We start from the raw sequence: 20,638 nt of genomic DNA on the forward strand, positions 1-20,638 counted from the left end.
TGAGTCGAAGCATCTGCTGAGGTTGGCACGTGCTCGACTGACGATTTTTAGGCTGGTGACCATGGCAACTCATCGTGAGGTTCTGCAATGGCTCGAGAACGAGCTGTTTGACGGCAACCTTGTGCTGGGTCAGCAATTGCCCACTGACAAAGACCTCGCTGCAATCTTCAGGGTCTCGCGTAACTCCATGCGGGAGACCCTGAAGGTGCTTGAGTCCCAGGGAATCATCAAACTGTTCGACGGACCGCACCGGTCCATCCTGCCCATCCTGGTCCGTGAACCGGCCGCCTCCGCAGGCCCCGCCTTGCAGCTGCACATGGCTACTTCTGAGTATCCGTTGCGGGATATTGTTCAGGCCCGTACGGAATTGGAATCCTGGGCCCTGGAGAATGCCTCGGAAAAGCACGTTCCGCTCGCGGAACTGCACGCCATCATGGCGGAAATGGACCGCGACGATCTGGGATTGAAGCGGTTCCACAATTTATACGTAAGCTTTCATATTGCACTGGTGAAGTCCTCCGGCAATACGGCCATCGCGGCGTTGTTCACGGCACTGCGCGATTCCGTGTACGAATACACCATGGCTCTCGTGGGTCATGTGCCGTTATGGACCACCACCTCCAGCAGGATCCGCGCCGAACACCGAGCGATCTGTAGTGCCCTGGAAGCCGGCGACTTCCAGATGGCCTCTCGTCTGACCGTGGAACACATCACCTATCAGTACCAGGAGGCCGGAGTTGATCCCGATCGCGGCCGCAACGGTGAGGCTGAGGACCACGGTGATGCGGCGGCGTCGGCGGAGCGTGCCCCGGTTGGCTTGAAGGGTCGTAGACAGGCCAGCGCCTGACCCCTCATTTTCAGGGATTAGCCCCACAGGCGGTAAGGTGGATCAATAGTTTGCCGTTCATCGGATTTTGCCGCCTGGTTTGACCGGCGGCGGGGTCGTGTTCACGCGCGACCCGTACAAACAGCCAACGTCTACAACAATGCGAGGGATCCTATGGGTTCAGTCATTAAGAAGCGCCGCAAGCGTATGTCCAAGAAGAAGCACCGCAAGCTGCTTCGTAAGACTCGTCACCAGCGTCGCAACAAGAAGTAAACGACTTCGCGGTAGGCCTCGTTCCACACGGAACGGGGCCTTTTCCGTACCCGTAGCATGGGCTCATGAGCCCGCCGCAGAATGTCAAGAAACCGTTGTTGTCCGCCGGAAACTGGGCAAACCAACCACCGGCTCACCGGGTGACATTGCTCACCAAGGACGGTTGCCACTTGTGCGAGGATGCCCGCGCGGTGGTTACCGCGGCGTGCCGAGACACGGGGAGTGAGTTCACGGAAGTAGACATCACCACCGATTCGGCGCTGCTGCGTGACTACGCGAATTACATCCCGGTCGTGTTCGTGGACGGCGCTCCGTGGGATCAGCTGCGCATCGACGAGCAGCGACTGCGCAACATGCTGGGTTGAAGGGCCAGCCCAGGCCGAGCCGATTCGGTCGATGAAGTGCGGGGGAGCGGGGGCGGAGAGCCGGGCCAGCGGCAATGAAACTGTGCGGCTCCGATAGTTCCCTAGGAGCCCCCTGAATTGGGCGGGAGCCGGGCTTTTGAGAGACTGTAACCATGCCTTCTGCGACCGTTCATTTGCTGCGCCATGGCCAGGTTCACAACCCTGACGCCATCGTCTACGGACGCATGCCGGATTACCACCTGTCCGAGCTCGGCGCGCGCATGGCGGAAGCGGCCGCCGCCGATTTCAGGGAGCGGGTGAATCAGGGTGACCGCTACGTCCTGCTGGCCTCGTCGCCGCTCACCAGAGCCCGCGAAACCGCAGAACCCGTAGCGCGCGAGCTGGGGTTGGACGTGGTCACCGAGGAGCGCATCATCGAACCCCGCAATCACTTCCAGGGATTGCACGTGGACGAGAAGGTGTTGTCGAATCCCAGGCACTGGCCGTTCATGCTCAATCCGCTACGCCCCTCGTGGGGTGAGCCGTATCGGGGGCAGGTCGCCCGCATGGCGGAGGCCACGCGCGATCTCGCCCGCCGCGCGGTCGAGATCGGCGGCGACGGCGCTCAGGCCATTGCCGTATCGCATCAGTTGCCCATCTGGCTGACACGCTTGTCGGTCGAGGGCCGCCCGCTGCCCCACGATCCCCGACGTCGCCAGTGCAACCTGGCGTCCATCACGTCCCTGACCTTCGACGACGTGAACGAACCGGCCGTTCCGCGGGTCAGTTACCGGGAGCCCGCGGCGCGCTACTACACAGGCGTCAACCAGCTTCCCGGCTCATAATTGCTCCCGAATCCACCCCGTACCGTCAGGTGACATGCCCGTGAAATTGGCCCGAGTCCGTTCCTCTCAAACTGCTCGTCCCCGCCGCTCGCGCACCCGCGTCGCGGCGGCGTCGTTGTCCGTGTGCGCCGCGCTGGTACTGACCGCGTGCGGCGGCTCCGAATCGGACAATCTGGCACAGCAGGCCAGCGAAGGCGGCAACAAGGGCTATGTGGCCGGCGACGGTTCCGTGAGTGAATACGCACCCGGTGAGCGCGGCGAACCGGTCGAGTTCGAGGCCAAGATGTTCGACGGTTCCACCGTTTCCGCTGAGGATTTGCGCGGCGAAACCACCGTCCTGAACTTCTGGTACGCGGGCTGCGCGCCGTGCCGCGCGGAGGCTCCCGATCTGGTGAGCCTCGCAAAGGACTACGAGGGTGACGCCACATTCATGGGCGTGAACCTGCGCGATCAGCAGGCCACCTCCGAAGCCTTCGAGCGAACCTTCGAGATTCCTTACCCCTCCGCCTCGGACCTCAACGGTGAAGTGTTGCTGGCGTTGAGCGATTACGTTCCGCCGCAGGCCGTTCCCACCACCCTGGTGCTCGACTCCGAAGGCCGTGTGGCGGCTCGCGTGCTGGGCAAAGCCGACCACTCCACTCTGAACGCCCTCATCAAGGACACGGTGGCCGAGACGGTATGAGCGGCAACCCCTTCGCCGAGGTCATCCTCGACGGTTCACTGATTGCCGCGCTACCCGTGGCGCTGCTCGCGGGACTCGTCTCTTTCGCGTCACCGTGCGTGCTGCCGTTGGTCCCCGGGTACCTGGGATACGTGACCGGCCTGACCGGTGTGGACCTGCAGGACCAGAAGCGCGGCCGCGTGTTCATGGGCGTGCTGTTGTTCGTGCTCGGCTTCTCCGCGGTATTCGTGGTGATGTCCGTGGTGCTGGCCCAACTGGGTGCGTTCGCCTGGTTCCTGGGGCAGCAGTGGATCATGGTGGTGCTGGGCATCCTGGTGATCCTCATGGGTGTCGTGTTCATGGGCGGTTTCTCGTGGTTCCAGCGGGATCGCAAGATCGAGCGGAAACCACCGCCCGGATTATGGGGCGCACCCTTGCTCGGCATGACCTTCGGCCTGGGGTGGGCACCGTGCATCGGGCCGACCTTCGCTGCGGTGCAAGCGCTGGTTTACGTGGACGGCGCCTCCACGGGTAAGGCTGTGATTCTCACGACCGCCTACTGCCTGGGACTGGGCATCCCGTTCGTTCTCATTGCCCTGGCCCTGCGCCGGGGTATGGGTGCCATGAAATTCTTCCGCCGTCACCGCCTCACGCTGCAACGCGTGGGCGGTGCTGTTCTCGTGCTGATCGGTCTGGCCATGGCCACGGGCGTATGGTCCGCGCTGGTCTCCTGGATTCAGGCCGAGTTCGTAACCGATTGGGTGATGCCGATATGACGCAGGTGCGCGATCAACGCGACCAGAAGGGCAACCGCAACGATTCCGTAGCGGTGCCCGCACTCGGCCCCCTGGGGATGCTCCGGTGGGCGTGGACCCAGCTGACCAAGATGTCCACGGCACTCGTGCTGCTGCTCTTGCTGGCCATTGCCGCGGTGCCCGGATCGATGTTCCCGCAGCGCATCCAGGACCCGGACGCGGTCAACAGTTACATCGAGGCCAACCCAACCTCTGGCCCGTGGTTGGACCGGTTCCAGTTGTTCGACGTCTTTTCGTCCTACTGGTTCTCCGCGATCTACCTGCTGCTGTTCATTTCCCTGGTTGGCTGCGTGCTCCCGCGTGCGGCCCAGCACTACAAGGCGTGGCGCTCCAAGCCGCCGCGCACCCCCAAGCGGCTCACTCGCCTGCCCCAGTACCGCCGCGTACTGTTGGGCGGACGTGACGGCGCCGAAGCGCCGTCGCCGTCGGAAGCGATCCAGGAGGCGACCAAGGCGCTCAAGAAGCGCGGCTACCGCGTAGAGGCCCGCGATCTGGACGGCGAGACGCCGTCCGTGGGTGCCGAGCGCGGCATGTGGAAGGAAGTGGGCAACATCCTCTTCCACGTGGCGCTGCTGGGTGTGCTGATCTCCGTGGCCATTGGTTCGCTGTTCGGTTACAAGGGTCAGAAGATCATCATCGAGGACGAATCCTTTGTGAACACGCTGGTCGCCTACGACTCGTTCACCCCGGGTACCAACTTCAGCGCGGACTGGCTCAACCCGTTCTCCGTGCGCTTGGACAATTTCCAGGCCGATTTCCACCGCGACACCACGGACCCCGCGCAGTACGGAGCCCCCACGGACTTCGAGGCGGACGTGACCGTGACCGAAGAACCCGGCGCGGAGGAGAAGAGCGAGAAGCTCAAGGTCAACGAGCCCCTCAACGTGGGCGGCACCAAGCTGTACCTTGTGGGCAACGGCTACGCACCGGTGATCCGAGTGACGGACGGCCAAGGAAATCTGGCCTACGAGGGCCCCGTGGTGACCATCCCCACCGACTCCGTCTACACGTCCTCGCTCGTGCTCAAGGTGCCCGACGCCGCCCCGGACCAGCTCGGCTTCGTGGGCCTGTTGCTGCCCACCGCGGTCATGGACGAGGGCTCGATGCCCCGCTCCGTGGACCCGGGACTGAGCAATCCGGTGCTGATCATGTCTTCGTACTTCGGTGACTTGGGCCTGGACAACGGTGAATCCCAGAACGTCTACGTGCTGGACGTGGATTCGCTGACCGAGATGAATTCGATGATGTCCGACAACGGCGCCATCACCTTGGACGGCGCCAACCGCTCGGCGGAATTGCCGGACGGCAAGGGCACCATTGAGTTCGTGGACGTCAAGCGGTATGTGGGATTGGACATCCACAACGACCCCGGACGCATCCCCGCGTTCATCTCGTTCGTGGCCGCTTTCGTGGGACTGATCATGTCCCTGTTCATCGCCCGTCGCAGGGCGTGGGTGCGCGCGTATGTGGGCCAGGACCACAATGGCGTGCAGTGTACTGTTCTGGAATACGGACTGTTGGCTCGCGGTGAGGATCACCGCCTGGGCGCGGAAGCGGAAAAGCTGACAAGTTTGTGGACCTCGCTGTGGGAAGACCGCGGTGTGCGCGACTTCCCCCTCAACTCGTCAGATAAGGCGTGAGTGATTTATGGGTAGCAATATCAACGAAACGTTAGGTGTCTGGAGCGAGTGGTTCATGCTCCTGGCGGCCTTCACCTACTTGGTCGCGTTCGTGGCCTTCGTGTGGGACATGGCCTCGCACTCCAAGGCCATCGGCAAGGCTCAGCGTGAGGCCGAGCGTCACGGCGCGGGCAGTCGCGAGGACTCCCGGGAGCTCGTGGGCGCCGGTTCGCGCGGCGGTTCCGTGAGCGCCTCGGCGACCTCCTCAGGCTCCACCGCGGGTGACGACGGCGCTCGCAACAGTGCCGCTGGCCACGGCACCTCTGGTCGCGGTCCCGTGGCCGGCGAATTCCGCACCACTGCGGACGCGCGCTCCAAGGGTGCCGACGAGTTCGAGGCCCTCAATTACAAGGACTCCATCAGCCGCCCTGCCGCCCGTGCCGCCGTGGTGGTCATGGCCATCGCGTTCCTGCTGCACACCTTTGCCGTGGTCGCTCGTGGCATTGCCGCGGACCGTGTGCCCTGGGCCAACATGTACGAGTTCTGCTCCACGGGTGCACTCGTGGTGGCCGGTGTCTACCTGATCACGCTGATCTTCAAGGATCTGCGTTTCGTGGGTCCCATGGTCACCGGCTTGGTGCTGCTCATGCTGTGCGCGGCCACCATCGCGTTCCCCACCCCGGTGTCGCCGCTGCCCCCGGCGCTGCAGTCCTACTGGCTGATCATCCACGTCTCCATCGCCGTGGCGGCCTCCGGCCTGTTCACCATCACGTTCGCCATGGCCGTGCTGCAGTTGCTGCAGTCCCGCCGGGAGAAGAACCTGGCCGCGGGCGAGGAGACCAAGCTGGGCTTCCTGCGCGTTGTACCCAATTCGACCACCCTGGAGAACTTCGCGTTCCGCCTCAATTCCGTGGGCTTCGTGTTCTGGACTTTCACCCTGGCCGCCGGTGCCATCTGGGCCGACCAGGCCTGGGGCCGCTTCTGGGGCTGGGACACCAAGGAGGTCTGGACCTTCGTGATCTGGACCGTCTACGCCGCTTACATGCACGCCCGCGTAACCCGCGGCTGGAACGGCAACCGTTCCGCGTGGCTGTCGATCGTCGGCTACCTCTGCGTGGTCTTCAACTTCACCGTGGTCAACGTGTACTTCCCGGGTTTGCACTCGTACTCGGGTCTGTAAGCGCGTGATTTAGGGTTCCCTAGTACCGATTCCGTGGTGAAAATCGGGCATAGCTAACCACAAATCGAAGGAAGCCCCGTACCTCTCGAGAGGTACGGGGCTTCCTTATGAGTTCTGGGCCACCGCGGGTTTGCTTGCCTCTGCAGGGGGCTAGGCGCGGGGGCCGGGTGCGGCGTCCGGTTCCGGACCGTTGTCCGGATCTTGCGGATCGTCAGTGCCAGTGCCAGTGCCGGCTGCGGTGCTGCCGCCGTCCTTGGGGGAGTCGGTGCCGGGGTTTTTCTGGCCCGGGGCGTCAGGCTCGGGGGCGCCGTCGGCGTCTTTCAGGACTTCTTCGCTCAGACGGGGATCGTCCGGGTCCAGCGGCTGGGGTTTCTCTCCCGGGGGACGTCCCGTGCGTTTGAGCTCGTTCTCCCATTCCTGGAGCCTGCGCTCGTGCTCTTGTTGACGACGCCGCTCTTCCAAGTTCCGCAGGAACTGCGGGTCATCGTCGGGGCCGCGACCGCGCTGCGGTTGAGTGGTCGGGTCCGCTTTTTTGGGGCGGCCGAAGAATAACCACAGGACCGCGCCAATGATGGGCAGCAACAGGATCAACAGGATCCACGCACCCTTGGGGATGGACCTGACCTTGTACTTCTCTGTTTGGGCGCATTCGATGAGTGAATAAATGATCACACCCACGGCGAGGGCGCCTGCTCCGATAATGAGTATCGCTCTGCCCATGGCCACAATCCTAGGGGAGCATGCTGATCACTTGCGCATCGGTGTCTGAGCGTTAAGTCATGGGCGTATCTGACGGTGACAAGTTGCGATGACGATCGGGTGCCGGAGCGAAGCATGGCCCCACATGCGGTGTGGGACGGGTCAACGGGCCGGATGAATCACGTGAACGGCATGGGGCGGGCATCCAGGGCATGCCAGTAGACTGGGCCGCGTGAATTTCCTCAAGTACTCCCTGCTGCGGTTGGGCATCCTGATCGTAGTGTTCGTGATCTCCATGTACGTGGGTGCGGGACTGATCCTGTCCGGCATCGCGGCCGTGGTGGCTGCGTTCGCGATCTGCTACATCTTCTTCCCCAAGCTGCACTTGGCAGCCAGCCAGGACTTCCACCGCTGGATCGACCGCTCTCCCAGGCCCAAGAACCGGGTGGCCATGGAGGACCAGGAGGTCGAGGATTCCTACACGGATCAGCAGGCCCGCAAGGACATCTGAGTCTCTGAGTCCTAGGCGAGGTCGTAAGCCAGCCCTGAACATACTTGTCGGGCCGTGCTCGTTGGACCTAGCTCGCAGACCCTAGACGTACTGGTAGACCAACACGGCCAGTGCGTACAGCACCGTGAATCCGAGGTTGACCAGCCCACACTGTTTGAGCACCGGGATCAACGCCCGGCGTTCCTTGCTCTTGAGGACCGTGATACTCGCGGCCAATGCCAACGGGGTCATCGCGTAGACGAGCAGCACCCACGGGTTGTAGGGCACCAACAGCAGCGGCAGCAACATACCCACGGCCATCTCCGCGGCGAACGTCAAACGCGCCGTGGAATCACCCAGGCGCACTGCCAGGGTCTTCTTGCCTACCTCCCGGTCACCCGGGATATCGCGCACATTGTTGGCCATCAACAGGGCACACGCGAACAAGCCCGTGGAGATTGCCATGATCCAGGCATCGAGGTTCAACCGACCGGCCTGCGTGAGCGTGGTGCCCAGCGTGGCCACGGGGCCGAAGAAGATGAACACGAAGATGTCACCCAGGCCCAGGTAGCCGTAGGGTTTCTTGCCGCCGGTGTAACCCCACGCGGCGAAGACGGCGGCGACACCCACGATCGCGAACCACCACTGCTGGGAGACCACGACGAGTGCCGCACCAGCCAGCGCCGCGAGCCCGAAGCACAAGAACGCCGCGCGCTTCACATGCGAGGGCTTCGCCGCTCCGGAGCCGGTGAGTCGCAGGGGACCCACTCGCTCGTCGTCGGTGCCGCGCACGCCGTCCGAATAGTCGTTGGCGTAGTTCACGCCGATCTGGAGGAACAGCGCCACGAGCAGCGCCAGCCCGGCGTGACCCAGGTGCACCGCGTGCATCTGCTGGGCAGCGGCGGTACCGGCGATCACGGGAGCAGCGGCCATGGGCAGGGTTCTGAGACGTGCGCCCTCTACCCACTGTGCTGGCGTGGCCACGGACATACCTCCGAAAACTGGTGAATTGAACCGCGTTATTGTCTCATGCGTTGGAAAGTTTATTGAAAGCCCAGCTAGCGGAAGATCCGGGTTGCGGCCTGTCGATCCGGTTTGCCCGTGGCGAGCATGGGGATTTCACTGACTTCGCGCCAGTGCTTGGGAACTGCGGCGGAACCGTGCTGTACACGGATCAGATCACGAAGTTCTGCACGTAGCTCGTCAGAGAGTGCACCCTCGCGGGGTACCACCAGCGCTGCGACGGCCTGGCCCCACTCGGCGTCCGGAACCGGCACCACGAGCGCCTGCCGCACTCCCGGGTGCGAGGCCAGGGTGGCGGTCACGACTCCTGCGGAGACTTTGATGCCGCCCGTGTTGATCACGTCGTCCGTGCGACCCAGCACGCTCAACGATCCGTCCTCGTTGGTTCGCCCCAGGTCATCCGTGCGGTACCAGCGCCGTCCGTCGATCACGCGGAAGTGCTCGCCGGTCTGCCGGGGGTCCTCCAGATAGCCTCCGGCAACGACGTCGCCGCCCAGCCAGATGCGCCCTTCTTTCGGCCCGTGGCTAGGCGGGGAAGTGAAGTGCGAGAGGTCGAGAGCGGCGTCGTCGGGGACGGTGCGAATCTCGACGGCATCCAGGGGCCGGCCGTTGTAGACGCAACCGCCACACGTTTCGGACATGCCGTACGTGCTGACCAAGGCGAGGCCTGCGCTGTCGGCTAGCTGGGCGAGGGTGGGCGAGAGTGCGGAGCCTCCCACGAGAATCGCGTCGAATCGTGCGAGGGCGGCCACGGCTTCCGGGTGGGGAGCGGCGTCGGCGGGATCTAGGATGCGTTGCAGCTGGGTGGGGACCACGGACACGTAGCGCGTCTCATGACTCATGCCCGCCGCGGCCCGCGCGAAACCGTCCGGTGTGAACGGCCCGGGACCCATGACAACGGGCGTGGTGCCCGCGAGTACGGACCGGGCGAGCACCTGAACGCCCGCGACGTAGTGGGAAGGGAGACACAGGAGCCACTGACCGGGGCCGGACGTGGCGCGTTCGGTGGCGCGGCCCGATGCCGTGAGCGCCTCGGTGGTCAAGACCGTTTTCTTGGGGCGGCCCGTGGAGCCGGAGGTGGAAACGACCACCGCCGGTCCGGGGCGGGACAGCGCCTGCTTCAGCGGCCCGAGGAGACCCAGTGGATCGCCCGCCACCGGACCGTCGAAGATGACCGTGTCCGTCGGCAGGTCCGCCGTACTGGGTACGGGCAGTGGCTCTCCGGGAAGCTCAAGCATCAAAAGTAGTAGGGGAACGCGGACCAGTCCGGGTCGCGCTTCTGCAGGAACGCGTCGCGGCCTTCGACGGCCTCGTCGGTCATGTAACCCATGCGCGTGGCTTCGCCGGCGAAGACCTGCTGGCCCACCATGCCGTCGTCCGGGAGGTTGAACGCGTACTTGAGCATGCGCACGGCCTGCGGGGACTGGGCGGTGATCTTGCGAGCCCATTCCAGCGCGGAGGTTTCGAGATCGGAGTGGGGGACCACCTTGTTGACGGCGCCCATGCGGAACATGTCTTCGGCGGAATATTCATCGGCCAGGAAGAAGATCTCGCGAGCGAACTTCTGGCCCACCTGGCGCGAGAGCAGCGCGGAACCGTAACCGGCATCGAAGGAACCGACGGTGGCGTCGGTCTGTTTGAACTTGCCTTGCTCGGCCGAAGCAATGGTCAAGTCGCACACCACGTGCAGCGAGTGACCGCCACCGGCCGCCCAGCCGGACACTGCCGCGATCACCACTTTGGGCATGGTGCGGATCAGGCGCTGCACTTCCAGGATGTGCAGTCGGCCGGCGCGAGCGGGGTCGATGGAGTCCGCGGTCTCACCCTCTGCGTAGTGGTATCCGTCGCGGCCGCGGATGCGCTGATCGCCGCCGGAGCAGAAGGCCCAGCCGCCGTCCTTGGCGGAGGGGCCGTTGCCCGTCAGGATGACCGCGCCTACGTCCGAGGACATACGGGCGTGATCGAGGGTGCGGTAGAGCTCGTCCACGGTGCCCGGGCGGAAGGCATTGCGGACCTCGGGACGATCGAACGCGATACGCACCCACGGCAGATCCTTGACCACTTCACCGTTGTCGTCTCGTTCGACGCCGCGGTGGTACGTGATGTCCTGCAGGTCCTCGAAGCCCTGCACCTGACGCCACTGCTGGGGGTCGAAGATCTCGGATACCTGCTCGGGAAGCTGCGCGTTGGTCATGGGTACCACTTTAGGCGGGAGGGCGAGCTGCCGTGGCACCCGGTGGGTCGTAGCGGACTCCCCGAGGGTTGGACGCGGTCAGCGCATAGATAAGAACGATGACCAGGCCCGCGATCGGGATGATCAGGGTGAAGAGCAAAACGGCGCTGGAATCAGTGTCGTGGAACCTGCGAGCGAGCAACGTGATGCTTGGAATGAGGTTCACCAATTGCCATGCGAACGGGAACATTCCGACGAACATCATCGTTTGCGTGAGAAGTTCCGGGGTGTCATTGGTAACGAAATGCGGCCCACCGATTGACAGCAGACGGCCAGCCAAAGTCCAGGCACCAGCAACGAGTGCCTGAAACAGAACCAGCCACCAAAACTCAGCCCGAGTGGCTCGCCCCCTGGTCCGAAAATAGTTCCGATAAAACAGCCGAACGGCCGTGGTGAACTGCCGCCACGGGGAGAGATCCATCCCACCCGACGGTAGATCATGGAACGACCGCGAATCTCGGTCCACGGAGGCATTTCTAACGGAGCTCGCCATCAGAACTCCTGGACGTCGCGGCCTCCTGGGCGCCTCGTCGATTGGCCATGACAACCGCGCATGCGCCGGTAACCATGGTCGTGAGGCTTAAGAATCCAGTCGCTAGGTTTCCTGCCCCGGTCAGCAGCATCATCAGGATGATTCCGGCCCCAACAATGATCGCCGCAACGCCCAATACACGGCCGAGTCTTGCGGTGGAATCCATCCGTTCCTCCTTTTCGGGGTTTCCACCGTAACAACCGTGTCCGAGGTCTCGGCAATACTTGAAACCATGAGTGCCGCCCCCTTTGACCTGGAACGGATTGGTCACGGCCTACCTTTCGCGGAGTCCGTGTCCGATCTGGAGAGTGCGCTCCAGCAGCGTGTCGCGGTGGTTCAGGCACCTCCGGGGACGGGTAAGACCACCTTGGTTCCGCCGGTGATCGCCAACGCTCTTGCCGACGACGCTCCCGCCTCCCAGCCCATTGGTCGCGTTGTGGTGGTGCAGCCGCGCAGGGTAGCCGCCCGAGCGGCGGCCCGCCGATTGGCTGCGCTGACGAGAACGCAACCGGGCGACGTCGTCGGCTGGAGTGTTCGTGGTGAAAGCACCACGAAACCGAGCACGCGCATCGAGTTCGTGACCCCCGGGATCATGCTGCGGCGCCTGCTGAGAGATCCGGACCTGCCGGGTACAGCGGCGGTGGTTCTGGACGAAGTGCACGAGCGAGGTGTGGAATCCGATCTATTGGTGGGCATGCTCGCGGAACTGCGAGAACTGCGCGATGACCTGACCGTGGTGGCGATGTCCGCGACCGTGGATGCCGCCCGTTTTGCCGAATTACTGGGCGCAGATGAACCCGCGCCGGTCGTCGATTGCCCGTCCGCGTTGTATCCGCTGAACCTTGAATGGGCCCCGGGGCCGCAACGCCTGGACGATCGCGGGGTGACTCCCGCGTTCCTGTCGCACGTGGCTCGCAAGGCTGCGGAGGCCCATTCGAAGGCTCTCAAAGTCCATGACGGCTCGGACGCCCTCGTGTTCGTGCCTGGCGCGCGCGAAGTCTCGCGCGTGGCATCCGAACTCCACAGGCTGTCCGACGCCGAAATTTTGGAACTGCACGGTCAGCTCTCGCCCCGGGAGCAGGACCGAGCGGTCGCTGGGCGCCAACCGGGGGATCCGCCGCGAATCGTGGTCACCACATCGCTTGCGGAATCGTCGCTGACGGTCAACGGGGTACGGCTGGTGGTCGACTCAGGCCTGGCGCGCCAGCCGCGGCGCGACGCGGGGCGCGGGATCTCGGGGTTGGTGACGGTCTCGGCATCGAAGGCCTCGGCCGAGCAGCGGGCCGGTCGTGCCGCTCGCCAGGGGCCCGGCACCGTGGTCCGCTGCTACGACGACGCCACCTGGGGCGCTATGCCGGCGCACACCGTTCCCGAGGTGCGCACCGCCGACCTCACGTTTGCTTGCCTGGCGCTCGCGGTGTGGGGCGCACCGGGCGGTGATGGACTGCGATTGCCGGATCCGTTGCCACCACGTGCTCGCGCGGACGCCGAAGCCGAGCTCATCCGGCTGGGTGCCATCGATGAGCACGGCCGCACTACTGACCTCGGTCGCGTCTTGGTGGACATGCCTGTGGAGCCCCGATGGGGGCGGGCCTTGCTGGACGGTTCGGCTCTGGTCGGGCGGCGTGCCGCTGCGGAGGTTATCGCCGCAATCGCCGACGGCGCTCGCATTCCGGGGGCAGACATTCCCGCGTTCGTGAGGCGGTTGCGTTCCGGCGGGGGAGCGGAGTCCGCACGGTGGAAGCGGGAAGTGTCCCGGTTGGAACGGATCTCTGGGGACCACAGTTCCGTGGCTGAAGCGGGCGCTGTACGCGCTAGTGCTGTGAGTAGTGCTCCTGTGGAGGGCAGCTCGCACGGCGAGGTGGCTCGCGATGTGCGGGAGGGCGCCGTCGTCGGCCTGGGGAAACCCGAGTGGATCGCCAAGCGGATGGACAAGGCAGGAGAGCAGTGGCTGCTGGCATCGGGAACTCGCGCGGGGCTCGAGCCGGGGAGCCCGCTGCGACAGCACGAGTGGCTCGCTGTCGCGGAGCTCAGCCGCGCCGCAGGGAAAGTAGCGGCGGGCACCGGAGCGGTGATTCGTGCGGCCGCGCCACTGGATGAGCCCACGGCGTTGCTCATTGCGGGGTTGTTGGCCACCGAGGAGACCCGCGGAACTTTCGAGAACGGCAAAGTTCGAGCGCGCCGAGTGCGAGCCATCGGAGCAATCGAGCTTTCGTCCACGCCGGTCGCTGCCGATCCCACAACCGCACTGCCCGCCGTGCGGAGCGCACTGCACAGTCAGGGCCTGGAACTACTGCCCTGGGACGACGCCCCTCGCTCACTCCGCGCGCGCCTCGCCTTGTTGCACCGGCAACTGGGTGATCCGTGGCCGGCCATGGATGATTCGGCACTGCTCGACCGGCTCGACGAATGGCTGAGCGTGGAATTACAAGAAATCGCTCGAGGAGCGTCGCTGCGGTCGATCAAAGTGGCTGATGCGCTCCGCAGGCTCTTGCCGTGGCCGGAAGCCAGCCGGCTGGAGGAGTTAGTGCCGCAACGGTTGGCGGTGCCGAGTGGGAACACGGCGCGGATCGACTATCCGAAGGTCTATTCGCTGGACGAACCCGAGCAGCCTCCCGTGGTGGCCGTGAAATTACAAGAATGCTTCGGTTGGGCAGACACGCCGCGATTGGTGGACGGTCGGGTGCCCGTGCAGTTCCATCTGTTGTCTCCAGCGCGGCGGCCGTTGGCGATCACCGACGATTTGAAGTCGTTCTGGTCCGGCCCGTACCAGCAGGTTCGCTCCGAAATGCGCGGCCGCTACCCGAAGCATCCCTGGCCCGAAGACCCCTGGAACGCGGTGGCCACGGCTCGAACCAAGAAGCGAAGTGGTGGGTGAAGGTCGGCCGACAAGGACATGAATTCGCTAGCGGTCGCCCAACGCGAGGATTGCTTGGGAAGAGGCCCGAACGGCGTCGTCCATCCAATCCGGAATGGTTTGGCTGGAAGCGATGTATGGGCGGACCAAACCGTAGGGGCTCTCTTCGCAGGCCGTGAGCATCAGAGTTTGATGGAACTCATCTGACGTGCCATATCTGCGAACGGCGAGCTCTTTCAGGGCAGCTATAACCGGGTGGTTGATCCGAGACACGTCATCTCGGAGTTCCTCGGGTCCGTGGGTGACCAGTTCGTGCTGTCGATAGAGAGTCATGGCAGCTGCGTCATGCGGGTGCTGTCGGCAGAACACAGGAATATGCACGGCACAGTCGATCGCGGCCTGGGCGGGATCCTCGCCGGCTGCTGCTGCCAGGAACCCCTGATGGAAGCGGCGGATGGATCGGATCCACAGATTCACCAGCAGAACGTCACGGGACGGGAAGCGGTGATACAGCGAACCGGTAGGTCCGCCCAGCTCGCTGGCAATCTGCACGAGGGCGACATCCCGGCCACGGTGGGCCACCGCGCGCGCGGCAGCGTCAAGAATGTCCTCCGTTGTGAACTTGGAAGGTCTTGCCACGCGTGCACCTCAGGTCTAGTTTTAAAATATGAATTCTAAAATGGGGATCGAGCCCAGCTCTCCACTCAGTCGAACCCTATCCAATGCCGCATTTCGCGAGTATCACTGCGCGGTCATCGATTCGTCGGTTGACAATGTGTGGGTCGAGCTACATGACCTTCGGTGGCTGGACCTCACTGCCGCCAGGCCACTCCTGTTGGCTCGCGGATTTGGGATTGCCGGACTTATGCACGCCGGCTGCCTGGAGATGTTCATGCTCAACGGCGCGAGTGAGGAATCAGCACCACGCCGGTTCACTGTGGTGATGGTGGGTAAGCCGTGGAGCCCTGTACCTGCATCAGTCCCCGTCTCATCATTGGCCGAGTGCCGACAGTTTTCGGCCCCCGGATGGCTCAAGTACGGGATGGACTGGACACTGACCGAGCTGGGGGATGATCGGACGTTGCTTGAAACCACCACACAGTGTGAACCCACGGACCGCAGTGCCCGATTGAAGTTCTCGCTGTACTGGGCTCTCATCCGAGGATTCAGCGGCCTGGTCCGGCGGGACATGCTGGGCTCCATCGGCAGGCTCGCACGAGGGAAAAGCCGCGTACCTGCCGTCTGATCGACCGTACGACCCGCAACGTCGAGGATTCTGGCTTTACTGTCGATCAGTTTGCAGCGGCCCTGGGGGTGGGTTTTTACGTCGATCAGCGTGCAATGGTCCCGCGAAACCGCCCAAGTTGAGTCTTGATGTGATCTTGGTTACGGTAGCCCTACCGCTTTTGCCCGGCGTGCCATCTCTCACGCGTAGGTCATCAAAGCACTGAACTGGTGCCGCTTGTCCTGGGGCTCTCTACTGGCAGCTGACCCGCTCCGACCGCTTCATCTCTCAGGTTGGTTCAGGCGCTCGGCTGACCCGCGCTTTCACCGCACAGCAGCTGCGGAAGCGTGTCCGTTCTTAGACACAGATCGAGAAGTGAATCATGTCCACCACCCTGTCAGAAACCATCGAAATGACCATTACGACCACTGAGAATCCCAAGGTTGGTCCGGAGCTGGCCCGTTCGTGGCTGCTCGTCAACGGTGCGCAGCCCGCGCGCTTCGACGTGGCGGCGAACAGCGCAGCGGATGTCGTGGTCCTCGATGTCGAGGACTCGGTGGCACCGGCGGACAAAGCCGCAGCCCGTCAGAACGTGATCGAGTGGCTGTCCTCGCGCAACGAACGCCACGAACTCAACCACGGGTGGGTCCGCATCAACGGTTTCGGCACCGCATGGTGGGAGGAAGACCTCCGCGCCCTGCGCGAAGCTCCCGGGCTGGAAGGCGTCATGTTGGCCATGACCGAATCCCCCGAACACGTGACTCGCACCGCGGAGATGCTGCGGGGAACCCGCATCGTTGCACTCGTGGAAACAGCCCGTGGCGTGCAGAACCTGCAGGACATTGCCACGGCGCGCTCCACCTACCGCCTGGCGTTCGGCATCGGCGACTACCGCCGTGACACCGGTTTTGGCGAGAGTCCCATGGTGTTGGCCTATACCCGTTCGCAGTTCACCATTGCCTCGCGTGCGGCCAATCTGCCCGGCCCGATCGACGGACCGGCCGTGGGCGCACTCGGTGCCAAGCTCGCGGAGGCCACCGGTGTGACCTCCGAATTCGGCATGACCGGCAAGCTGTGCCTCATGCCGGAGCAGACCGCCACGGTCAACGAAGGCCTGTCCCCGAGCCTGAACGAGCTGTCCTGGGCCACCGACTTCCTACAGGAGTTCGAGGCCGACGGCGGTCAGATCCGCAACGGCTCCGACCTACCCCGTCTGGCTCGTGCCCGTAAGGTGTTGGGCTTGGCCACCTCGTTCGGCATGAGCATCCCGGAGGGCTATGACGTGCACTTCGAGGCTCCCACCGATACCTATCACTGCTAGTCACCGAGCGCTCGGCCAATAACGCGCCGAGAAACACGAGGTGGTTGACCTCGTCACACGAACTATCCCCGGTGCGGCGGATACGTCACAATGGACTGTGGCAAGACCACATGACCCACTGCAGCTCAGACACCACGTGAGCCTGCGGGACGTATCTGCCGTAACCGGGGAGTTTCCATGACCACCAGCACCGAAGCCACCGTCCGTAGAACCAAGATCGGCATTGTGGGAGCGGGGTCGGTGGGAACCTCGCTGGCGTACGCGGCCATGATCCGCGGCACCGCGACCGATATTGCCCTGTACGACCTCAACACCGCCAAGGTTGAAGCCGAGGCCCTGGACCTCTCCCACGGCCAGATGTTCGCTTCCGACACCCGCGTGGAGGGCTCGGATGACGTGGCCGTGCTCAAGGACTCGGACGTCATCCTGATCACCGCCGGCGCCAAGCAGAAGCCCGGCCAGACTCGCCTGGACCTGGCCGGTGCCAATACCGAGATCCTCAAGACGCTCATGCCGCAGCTCCTGGAGCACGCGCCCAACGCGATCTGCGTGCTCGTGACCAACCCGTGCGACGTGCTCACCGTGGTCGCTCAGAAGATCACGGGGCTGCCGTACCGCCAGGTCCTGAGCTCCGGCACCGTGCTGGACACCTCCCGCCTGCGTTGGATGATCGCCAACGAGGCCCGCGTGAACACCACCAGCGTGCACGCATACATCATCGGAGAGCACGGCGATTCCGAGTTCCCGGTGTGGTCCTCCGCTTCGATCGGTCAGGTGCCGCTGCGGGATTGGGAGATCGACGGCCGCAAACCCTTCACCGAGCAGCGCCTGGCGGAGATGACCGATCAGGTGGTCAACGCGGCCTACAAGGTGATCGAGGGCAAGGGCGCCACCAACTACGCGATTGGTCTGTCCGGCATCCGCATTGCCGAGGCCATCTTGCGTGATCTGCGCTCAGTACTGCCTGTCTCCTCGATCCTGGACGACTTCCACGGCATCAGCGGGCTTGCGCTGTCCGTCCCGTCCATCGTGGGCCGCCGCGGTGTGGAGCAACCGCTCGCGATCCCCATGGGTGAGCACGAGGAACAGCAGCTGCGCGATTCGGCCCAGGCCATGCGCAAGGCCCTCGCCTCGCTCGGCTTCTGAGCCTACTTAGCGGACCACGCCTCGGTGTGTTCCCCGGCCACCCGACCAAGGCGCGTGATGGACGACGACGCCGCGAGCGCCGTCGTTCTCGAAAGGTCACGGGATAGAAGGGGCACGGAAGGACCCGCTCACCCGTCGGTGGGTGGGTCCGTATCGTCACGGGGCACGGTCACGCGTTTCATGAGATCGGCAAGGTATCGCGCATCCGGGTGCCGCATGAGGGACAGGTGCTGCGCGGTGATCGGAACCTCGTCCGCGGGCCGGTTCTGGCCGATCTTCGACTTGAACTCCACGGACCGGGGACGCAGCCGGAAACCCGCGATGACTCTGAGAAGCCGATGCATTGAATCCTCCGCGCTGTCGTTCATCCGCCACGGCCCGGAGGAACTGCCGGGCGCCGCGGTATCGGGCCCCTCCTGGCGCGGGCGCACTCGGTTCTCATGATGGTCGATGAGCCGCCGCAGATGATCCTCCAGCGCGGGCTGGTCCATCATGGTGGCTTGGCCGCGAATATGGACGGGCTCGAAATCGTAGGTGGGTAATCCGGCGTGGGTATACCAGTCCGGGCTGATGTATGCGGAGGGCCCGGGGAAGATCAACAACACCTCCCGGCCCGCGGCCAGAACCGTGTGCAACGGATCTGCCAAGGGGATGTGGCTTTCGACGACCACGGAACCATCGGGCTCCCGAACCGCCAGCATCGGCATATGTGTGGCCACCAGCTCGGAACCCACAATGATCCCCAGAGGGTAGTCGGCAATGAGATCGGCGAAGTCATGACCGGCCACGGGTTGGTAGAGCGGATTGATCAGCATGACTGCATTAACTCTGTGATCGGGGCATAAAGCAAGGGGCCCGCTCACCGTGTGGTGAGCGGACCCCTTGCTTCATCGGCGGGGAAGGAGCCCCGACAACGGGTGGAACTTAGCGGCGACCGGTGGCGACGTCGGACTCGACGCGGGTGGACGTAGCGGCTTCCGTGGGTGCCTGGTGAGGGGAGTTGGCCAGGCGCACGGCCTCGTCGAACTCGGCCTCGATCTCAGGATCACGCTTGTACGTGGCCAAGGAACCGACGATCGCGGCGAACATGCCCAGGAAGAAACCGGGGATGATCTCGTAGAGTTCGCTCCACGGGGTGTACTGCCACACGAACACGGTCACGGCGCCCACGATCATCGCGGTGATCGCGCCGGTGTTGGTGAGCTTGCGCCAGAAGAGGCTCAAGACGACCACGGGGCCGAACGCGGAACCGAAGCCGGCCCACGCGAAGCTCACGAGCTCCAGGATGGTGGCGTTCTGTTCCCACGCGAGAGCGGCAGCGACGATGGCCACCAACAGCACGCCGGCGCGGCCCATCCACACCTGTGCCTTGGGAGAAGGGGTCTTCTTGGAGGCCAGGTTGTACAGGTCCTCGACCAACGCGGAGGAGGAAACAATCAGCTGCGAAGACACGGTGGACATGATGGCGGCCAGCACGGCGGCCAGCACCAGGCCGGCCAGGGCGGGGTGGAACAGGATCTGGGACAGATCCAGGAACACGGCCTCGGGGTCGGTGGGCTCCTGATCCGGGCGGTTACCGAAGTAGGCGATACCCACCAGGGCGGTGGAGATTGCGCCGATCACGGTGAGGATCATCCAGCCCACACCGATGCGGCGGCCGGACTTGGCGTCGGCCGGGCTGCGCAGGGCCATGAAACGCACAATGATGTGCGGCTGACCGAAGTAACCCAGGCCCCAAGCCAGTGCGGAGATGATGCCCACGGCGGTGCCGCCGGCCAGCAGGGACAGGGCATCCGGCTGGGCGCTCTGGATACGGTCCACCATTTCGGCGGGACCGCCCACCATGAACAGGCCCACAATCGGAACCATGAGCAGGGCCAACAGCATGAGCAGACCCTGGAAGAGGTCTGTGTAAGAAGCGCCCAGGAAGCCACCGAAGAAGGTGTAGAGCACGGTCACGCCCGCGATCAGCAGCATGCCGACCAGGTAGGAAGAACCGAACGAGGACATGAAGAACACGCCGCCAGCGACCATGCCGGAGGAGACGTAGAACGTGAAGAAGACCAGGATGATCACACCGGACACCACGCGCAGCACGCGGGTGTTGCCCTTGAGTCGGTTGTCCAGGAAGGACGGGATGGTGATCGAGTTGTTGGAGACCTCGGTGTACCCGCGCAAACGCGGCGCCACGAACTTCCAGTTCAGCCAGGCACCAATGGTCAAACCAATGGCGATCCAGGCTTCAACCATGCCCGCCAGGTACACAGCACCGGGCAGACCCATGAGCAACCAGCCGGACATATCCGAAGCGCCCGCAGACAGTGCGGCCACGCCGGGCTTGAGGTTTCTACCGCCCAACATGTAATCGTCGAGGTTCTTTGTCTTACTGTTGGCCCACAGGCCAATCGCGATCATGCCTAAGAAATAGATCACAATCGCGATGAGTTGATACGCCTGGTCGGACATAGGTGTACCTTCCGGTGCGAGAAATTTGGACGGCGTCCACTGTATGGGACGTTATTTAGCTACCCAAAGCTGTTAAGTGTCAT

The 20,638-nt window shown here is 64.1% G+C and carries 22 protein-coding genes; 13 read left to right on the forward strand and 9 right to left on the reverse strand.

The features are described from left to right. Positions 1–61: 61 nt before the first annotated feature. The 8 genes from RF638_RS06995 to ccsB all read left to right on the forward strand — a co-directional run bounded on the left by RF638_RS06995 (position 62) and on the right by ccsB (position 6,563). On the forward strand, positions 62–847 hold the full coding sequence (locus tag RF638_RS06995) for a FadR/GntR family transcriptional regulator (protein WP_095796648.1): 786 nt from the start codon (positions 62–64) through the stop codon (positions 845–847). Between the two features lie 153 nt (positions 848–1,000). Beyond that, a complete protein-coding gene (locus tag RF638_RS07000) occupies positions 1,001–1,099 on the forward strand; it encodes an AURKAIP1/COX24 domain-containing protein (RefSeq protein ID WP_005504750.1) in 99 nt (32 codons plus the stop codon). A gap of 65 nt (positions 1,100–1,164) precedes the next feature. Beyond that, on the forward strand, positions 1,165–1,464 hold the full coding sequence (locus tag RF638_RS07005) for a glutaredoxin family protein (RefSeq protein ID WP_095796467.1): 300 nt from the start codon (positions 1,165–1,167) through the stop codon (positions 1,462–1,464). A gap of 152 nt (positions 1,465–1,616) precedes the next feature. Continuing rightward, complete coding sequence (locus RF638_RS07010) at positions 1,617–2,288, forward strand: histidine phosphatase family protein (protein WP_095796468.1); 672 nt, start codon at positions 1,617–1,619, stop codon at positions 2,286–2,288. Positions 2,289–2,322: 34 nt separating this feature from the next. Then, on the forward strand, positions 2,323–2,970 hold the full coding sequence (locus RF638_RS07015; RefSeq protein WP_095796469.1) for a TlpA disulfide reductase family protein: 648 nt from the start codon (positions 2,323–2,325) through the stop codon (positions 2,968–2,970). Next, positions 2,967–3,725, forward strand: a complete 759-nt coding sequence (locus RF638_RS07020; RefSeq protein ID WP_095796470.1) for a cytochrome c biogenesis CcdA family protein — start codon at positions 2,967–2,969, stop codon at positions 3,723–3,725. The genes RF638_RS07015 and RF638_RS07020 overlap by 4 nt, the downstream gene beginning before the upstream one ends. Continuing rightward, complete coding sequence (locus RF638_RS07025) at positions 3,722–5,404, forward strand: cytochrome c biogenesis protein ResB (protein WP_095796471.1); 1,683 nt, start codon at positions 3,722–3,724, stop codon at positions 5,402–5,404. Before RF638_RS07020 ends, RF638_RS07025 begins: the two co-directional genes overlap by 4 nt. A gap of 7 nt (positions 5,405–5,411) precedes the next feature. Beyond that, positions 5,412–6,563, forward strand: coding sequence for a c-type cytochrome biogenesis protein CcsB (gene ccsB, locus RF638_RS07030; RefSeq protein ID WP_173674263.1), 1,152 nt, complete (start codon positions 5,412–5,414; stop codon positions 6,561–6,563). Positions 6,564–6,713: 150 nt separating this feature from the next. Here ccsB and RF638_RS07035 read toward each other — a convergent pair whose 3' ends face one another. Next, the gene (locus tag RF638_RS07035) at positions 6,714–7,283 is read right to left on the reverse strand and encodes a PLDc N-terminal domain-containing protein (protein ID WP_368629461.1); all 570 of its coding nucleotides are present in this window, start codon (positions 7,281–7,283) and stop codon (positions 6,714–6,716) included. A gap of 211 nt (positions 7,284–7,494) precedes the next feature. Between RF638_RS07035 and RF638_RS07040 the strand changes: the two genes are divergently transcribed. Further along, the gene (locus RF638_RS07040) at positions 7,495–7,773 is read left to right on the forward strand and encodes a DUF4229 domain-containing protein (RefSeq protein WP_368629460.1); all 279 of its coding nucleotides are present in this window, start codon (positions 7,495–7,497) and stop codon (positions 7,771–7,773) included. 81 nt (positions 7,774–7,854) lie between these two features. On the opposite strand, the gene RF638_RS07045 is transcribed toward RF638_RS07040, so the two are convergent. From RF638_RS07045 to RF638_RS07065, 5 genes are all read right to left on the reverse strand, one after another. Then, positions 7,855–8,736 (reverse strand): 1,4-dihydroxy-2-naphthoate polyprenyltransferase, encoded by an 882-nt coding sequence (locus RF638_RS07045; protein ID WP_095796650.1) that lies wholly within the window; start codon positions 8,734–8,736, stop codon positions 7,855–7,857. 74 nt (positions 8,737–8,810) lie between these two features. After that, a complete protein-coding gene (locus RF638_RS07050) occupies positions 8,811–10,013 on the reverse strand; it encodes an AMP-binding protein (protein WP_368841649.1) in 1,203 nt (400 codons plus the stop codon). Further along, positions 10,013–10,969 carry a 1,4-dihydroxy-2-naphthoyl-CoA synthase gene (locus tag RF638_RS07055; protein ID WP_095796475.1) on the reverse strand — a complete coding sequence of 319 codons (957 nt, stop codon included), beginning with the start codon at positions 10,967–10,969 and terminating at the stop codon, positions 10,013–10,015. Before RF638_RS07055 ends, RF638_RS07050 begins: the two co-directional genes overlap by 1 nt. A 10-nt stretch (positions 10,970–10,979) precedes the next feature. Next, positions 10,980–11,501 (reverse strand): DUF805 domain-containing protein, encoded by a 522-nt coding sequence (locus RF638_RS07060; protein WP_368841651.1) that lies wholly within the window; start codon positions 11,499–11,501, stop codon positions 10,980–10,982. Continuing rightward, positions 11,485–11,706, reverse strand: coding sequence for a hypothetical protein (locus RF638_RS07065; RefSeq protein WP_095796477.1), 222 nt, complete (start codon positions 11,704–11,706; stop codon positions 11,485–11,487). The genes RF638_RS07060 and RF638_RS07065 overlap by 17 nt, the downstream gene beginning before the upstream one ends. Positions 11,707–11,772: 66 nt before the next feature. On the opposite strand from RF638_RS07065, the gene hrpB reads away from it, so the two are divergent. Then, positions 11,773–14,418, forward strand: a complete 2,646-nt coding sequence (hrpB, locus tag RF638_RS07070; protein ID WP_368841652.1) for an ATP-dependent helicase HrpB — start codon at positions 11,773–11,775, stop codon at positions 14,416–14,418. 27 nt (positions 14,419–14,445) lie between these two features. Here the strand turns inward: hrpB and RF638_RS07075 are convergent, their stop codons facing one another. Further along, positions 14,446–15,036, reverse strand: a complete 591-nt coding sequence (locus tag RF638_RS07075) for a TetR/AcrR family transcriptional regulator (RefSeq protein ID WP_368841653.1) — start codon at positions 15,034–15,036, stop codon at positions 14,446–14,448. 28 nt (positions 15,037–15,064) lie between these two features. Between RF638_RS07075 and RF638_RS07080 the strand changes: the two genes are divergently transcribed. The 3 genes from RF638_RS07080 to RF638_RS07090 all read left to right on the forward strand — a co-directional run bounded on the left by RF638_RS07080 (position 15,065) and on the right by RF638_RS07090 (position 18,089). Next, positions 15,065–15,643: a hypothetical protein gene (locus tag RF638_RS07080; RefSeq protein ID WP_368841654.1), complete on the forward strand. Its 579-nt coding sequence runs from the start codon at positions 15,065–15,067 to the stop codon at positions 15,641–15,643. A gap of 391 nt (positions 15,644–16,034) precedes the next feature. Continuing rightward, entirely contained in the window at positions 16,035–16,943 is a 909-nt protein-coding gene (locus RF638_RS07085; RefSeq protein ID WP_254049244.1) for a CoA ester lyase, read from the forward strand. Positions 16,944–17,120: 177 nt separating this feature from the next. Next, a complete protein-coding gene (locus RF638_RS07090; RefSeq protein WP_095796482.1) occupies positions 17,121–18,089 on the forward strand; it encodes an L-lactate dehydrogenase in 969 nt (322 codons plus the stop codon). 128 nt (positions 18,090–18,217) lie between these two features. Here the strand turns inward: RF638_RS07090 and RF638_RS07095 are convergent, their stop codons facing one another. Further along, positions 18,218–18,904, reverse strand: a complete 687-nt coding sequence (locus tag RF638_RS07095; protein ID WP_259913939.1) for an FMN-binding negative transcriptional regulator — start codon at positions 18,902–18,904, stop codon at positions 18,218–18,220. Between the two features lie 109 nt (positions 18,905–19,013). Beyond that, on the reverse strand, positions 19,014–20,555 hold the full coding sequence (gene putP, locus RF638_RS07100; RefSeq protein ID WP_368841655.1) for a sodium/proline symporter PutP: 1,542 nt from the start codon (positions 20,553–20,555) through the stop codon (positions 19,014–19,016). Between the last annotated feature and the right edge of the window lie 83 nt (positions 20,556–20,638).

It is taken from the genome of Kocuria sp. CPCC 205235, from assembly GCF_040980905.1.
Taxonomy (GTDB): domain Bacteria; phylum Actinomycetota; class Actinomycetes; order Actinomycetales; family Micrococcaceae; genus Kocuria; species Kocuria carniphila.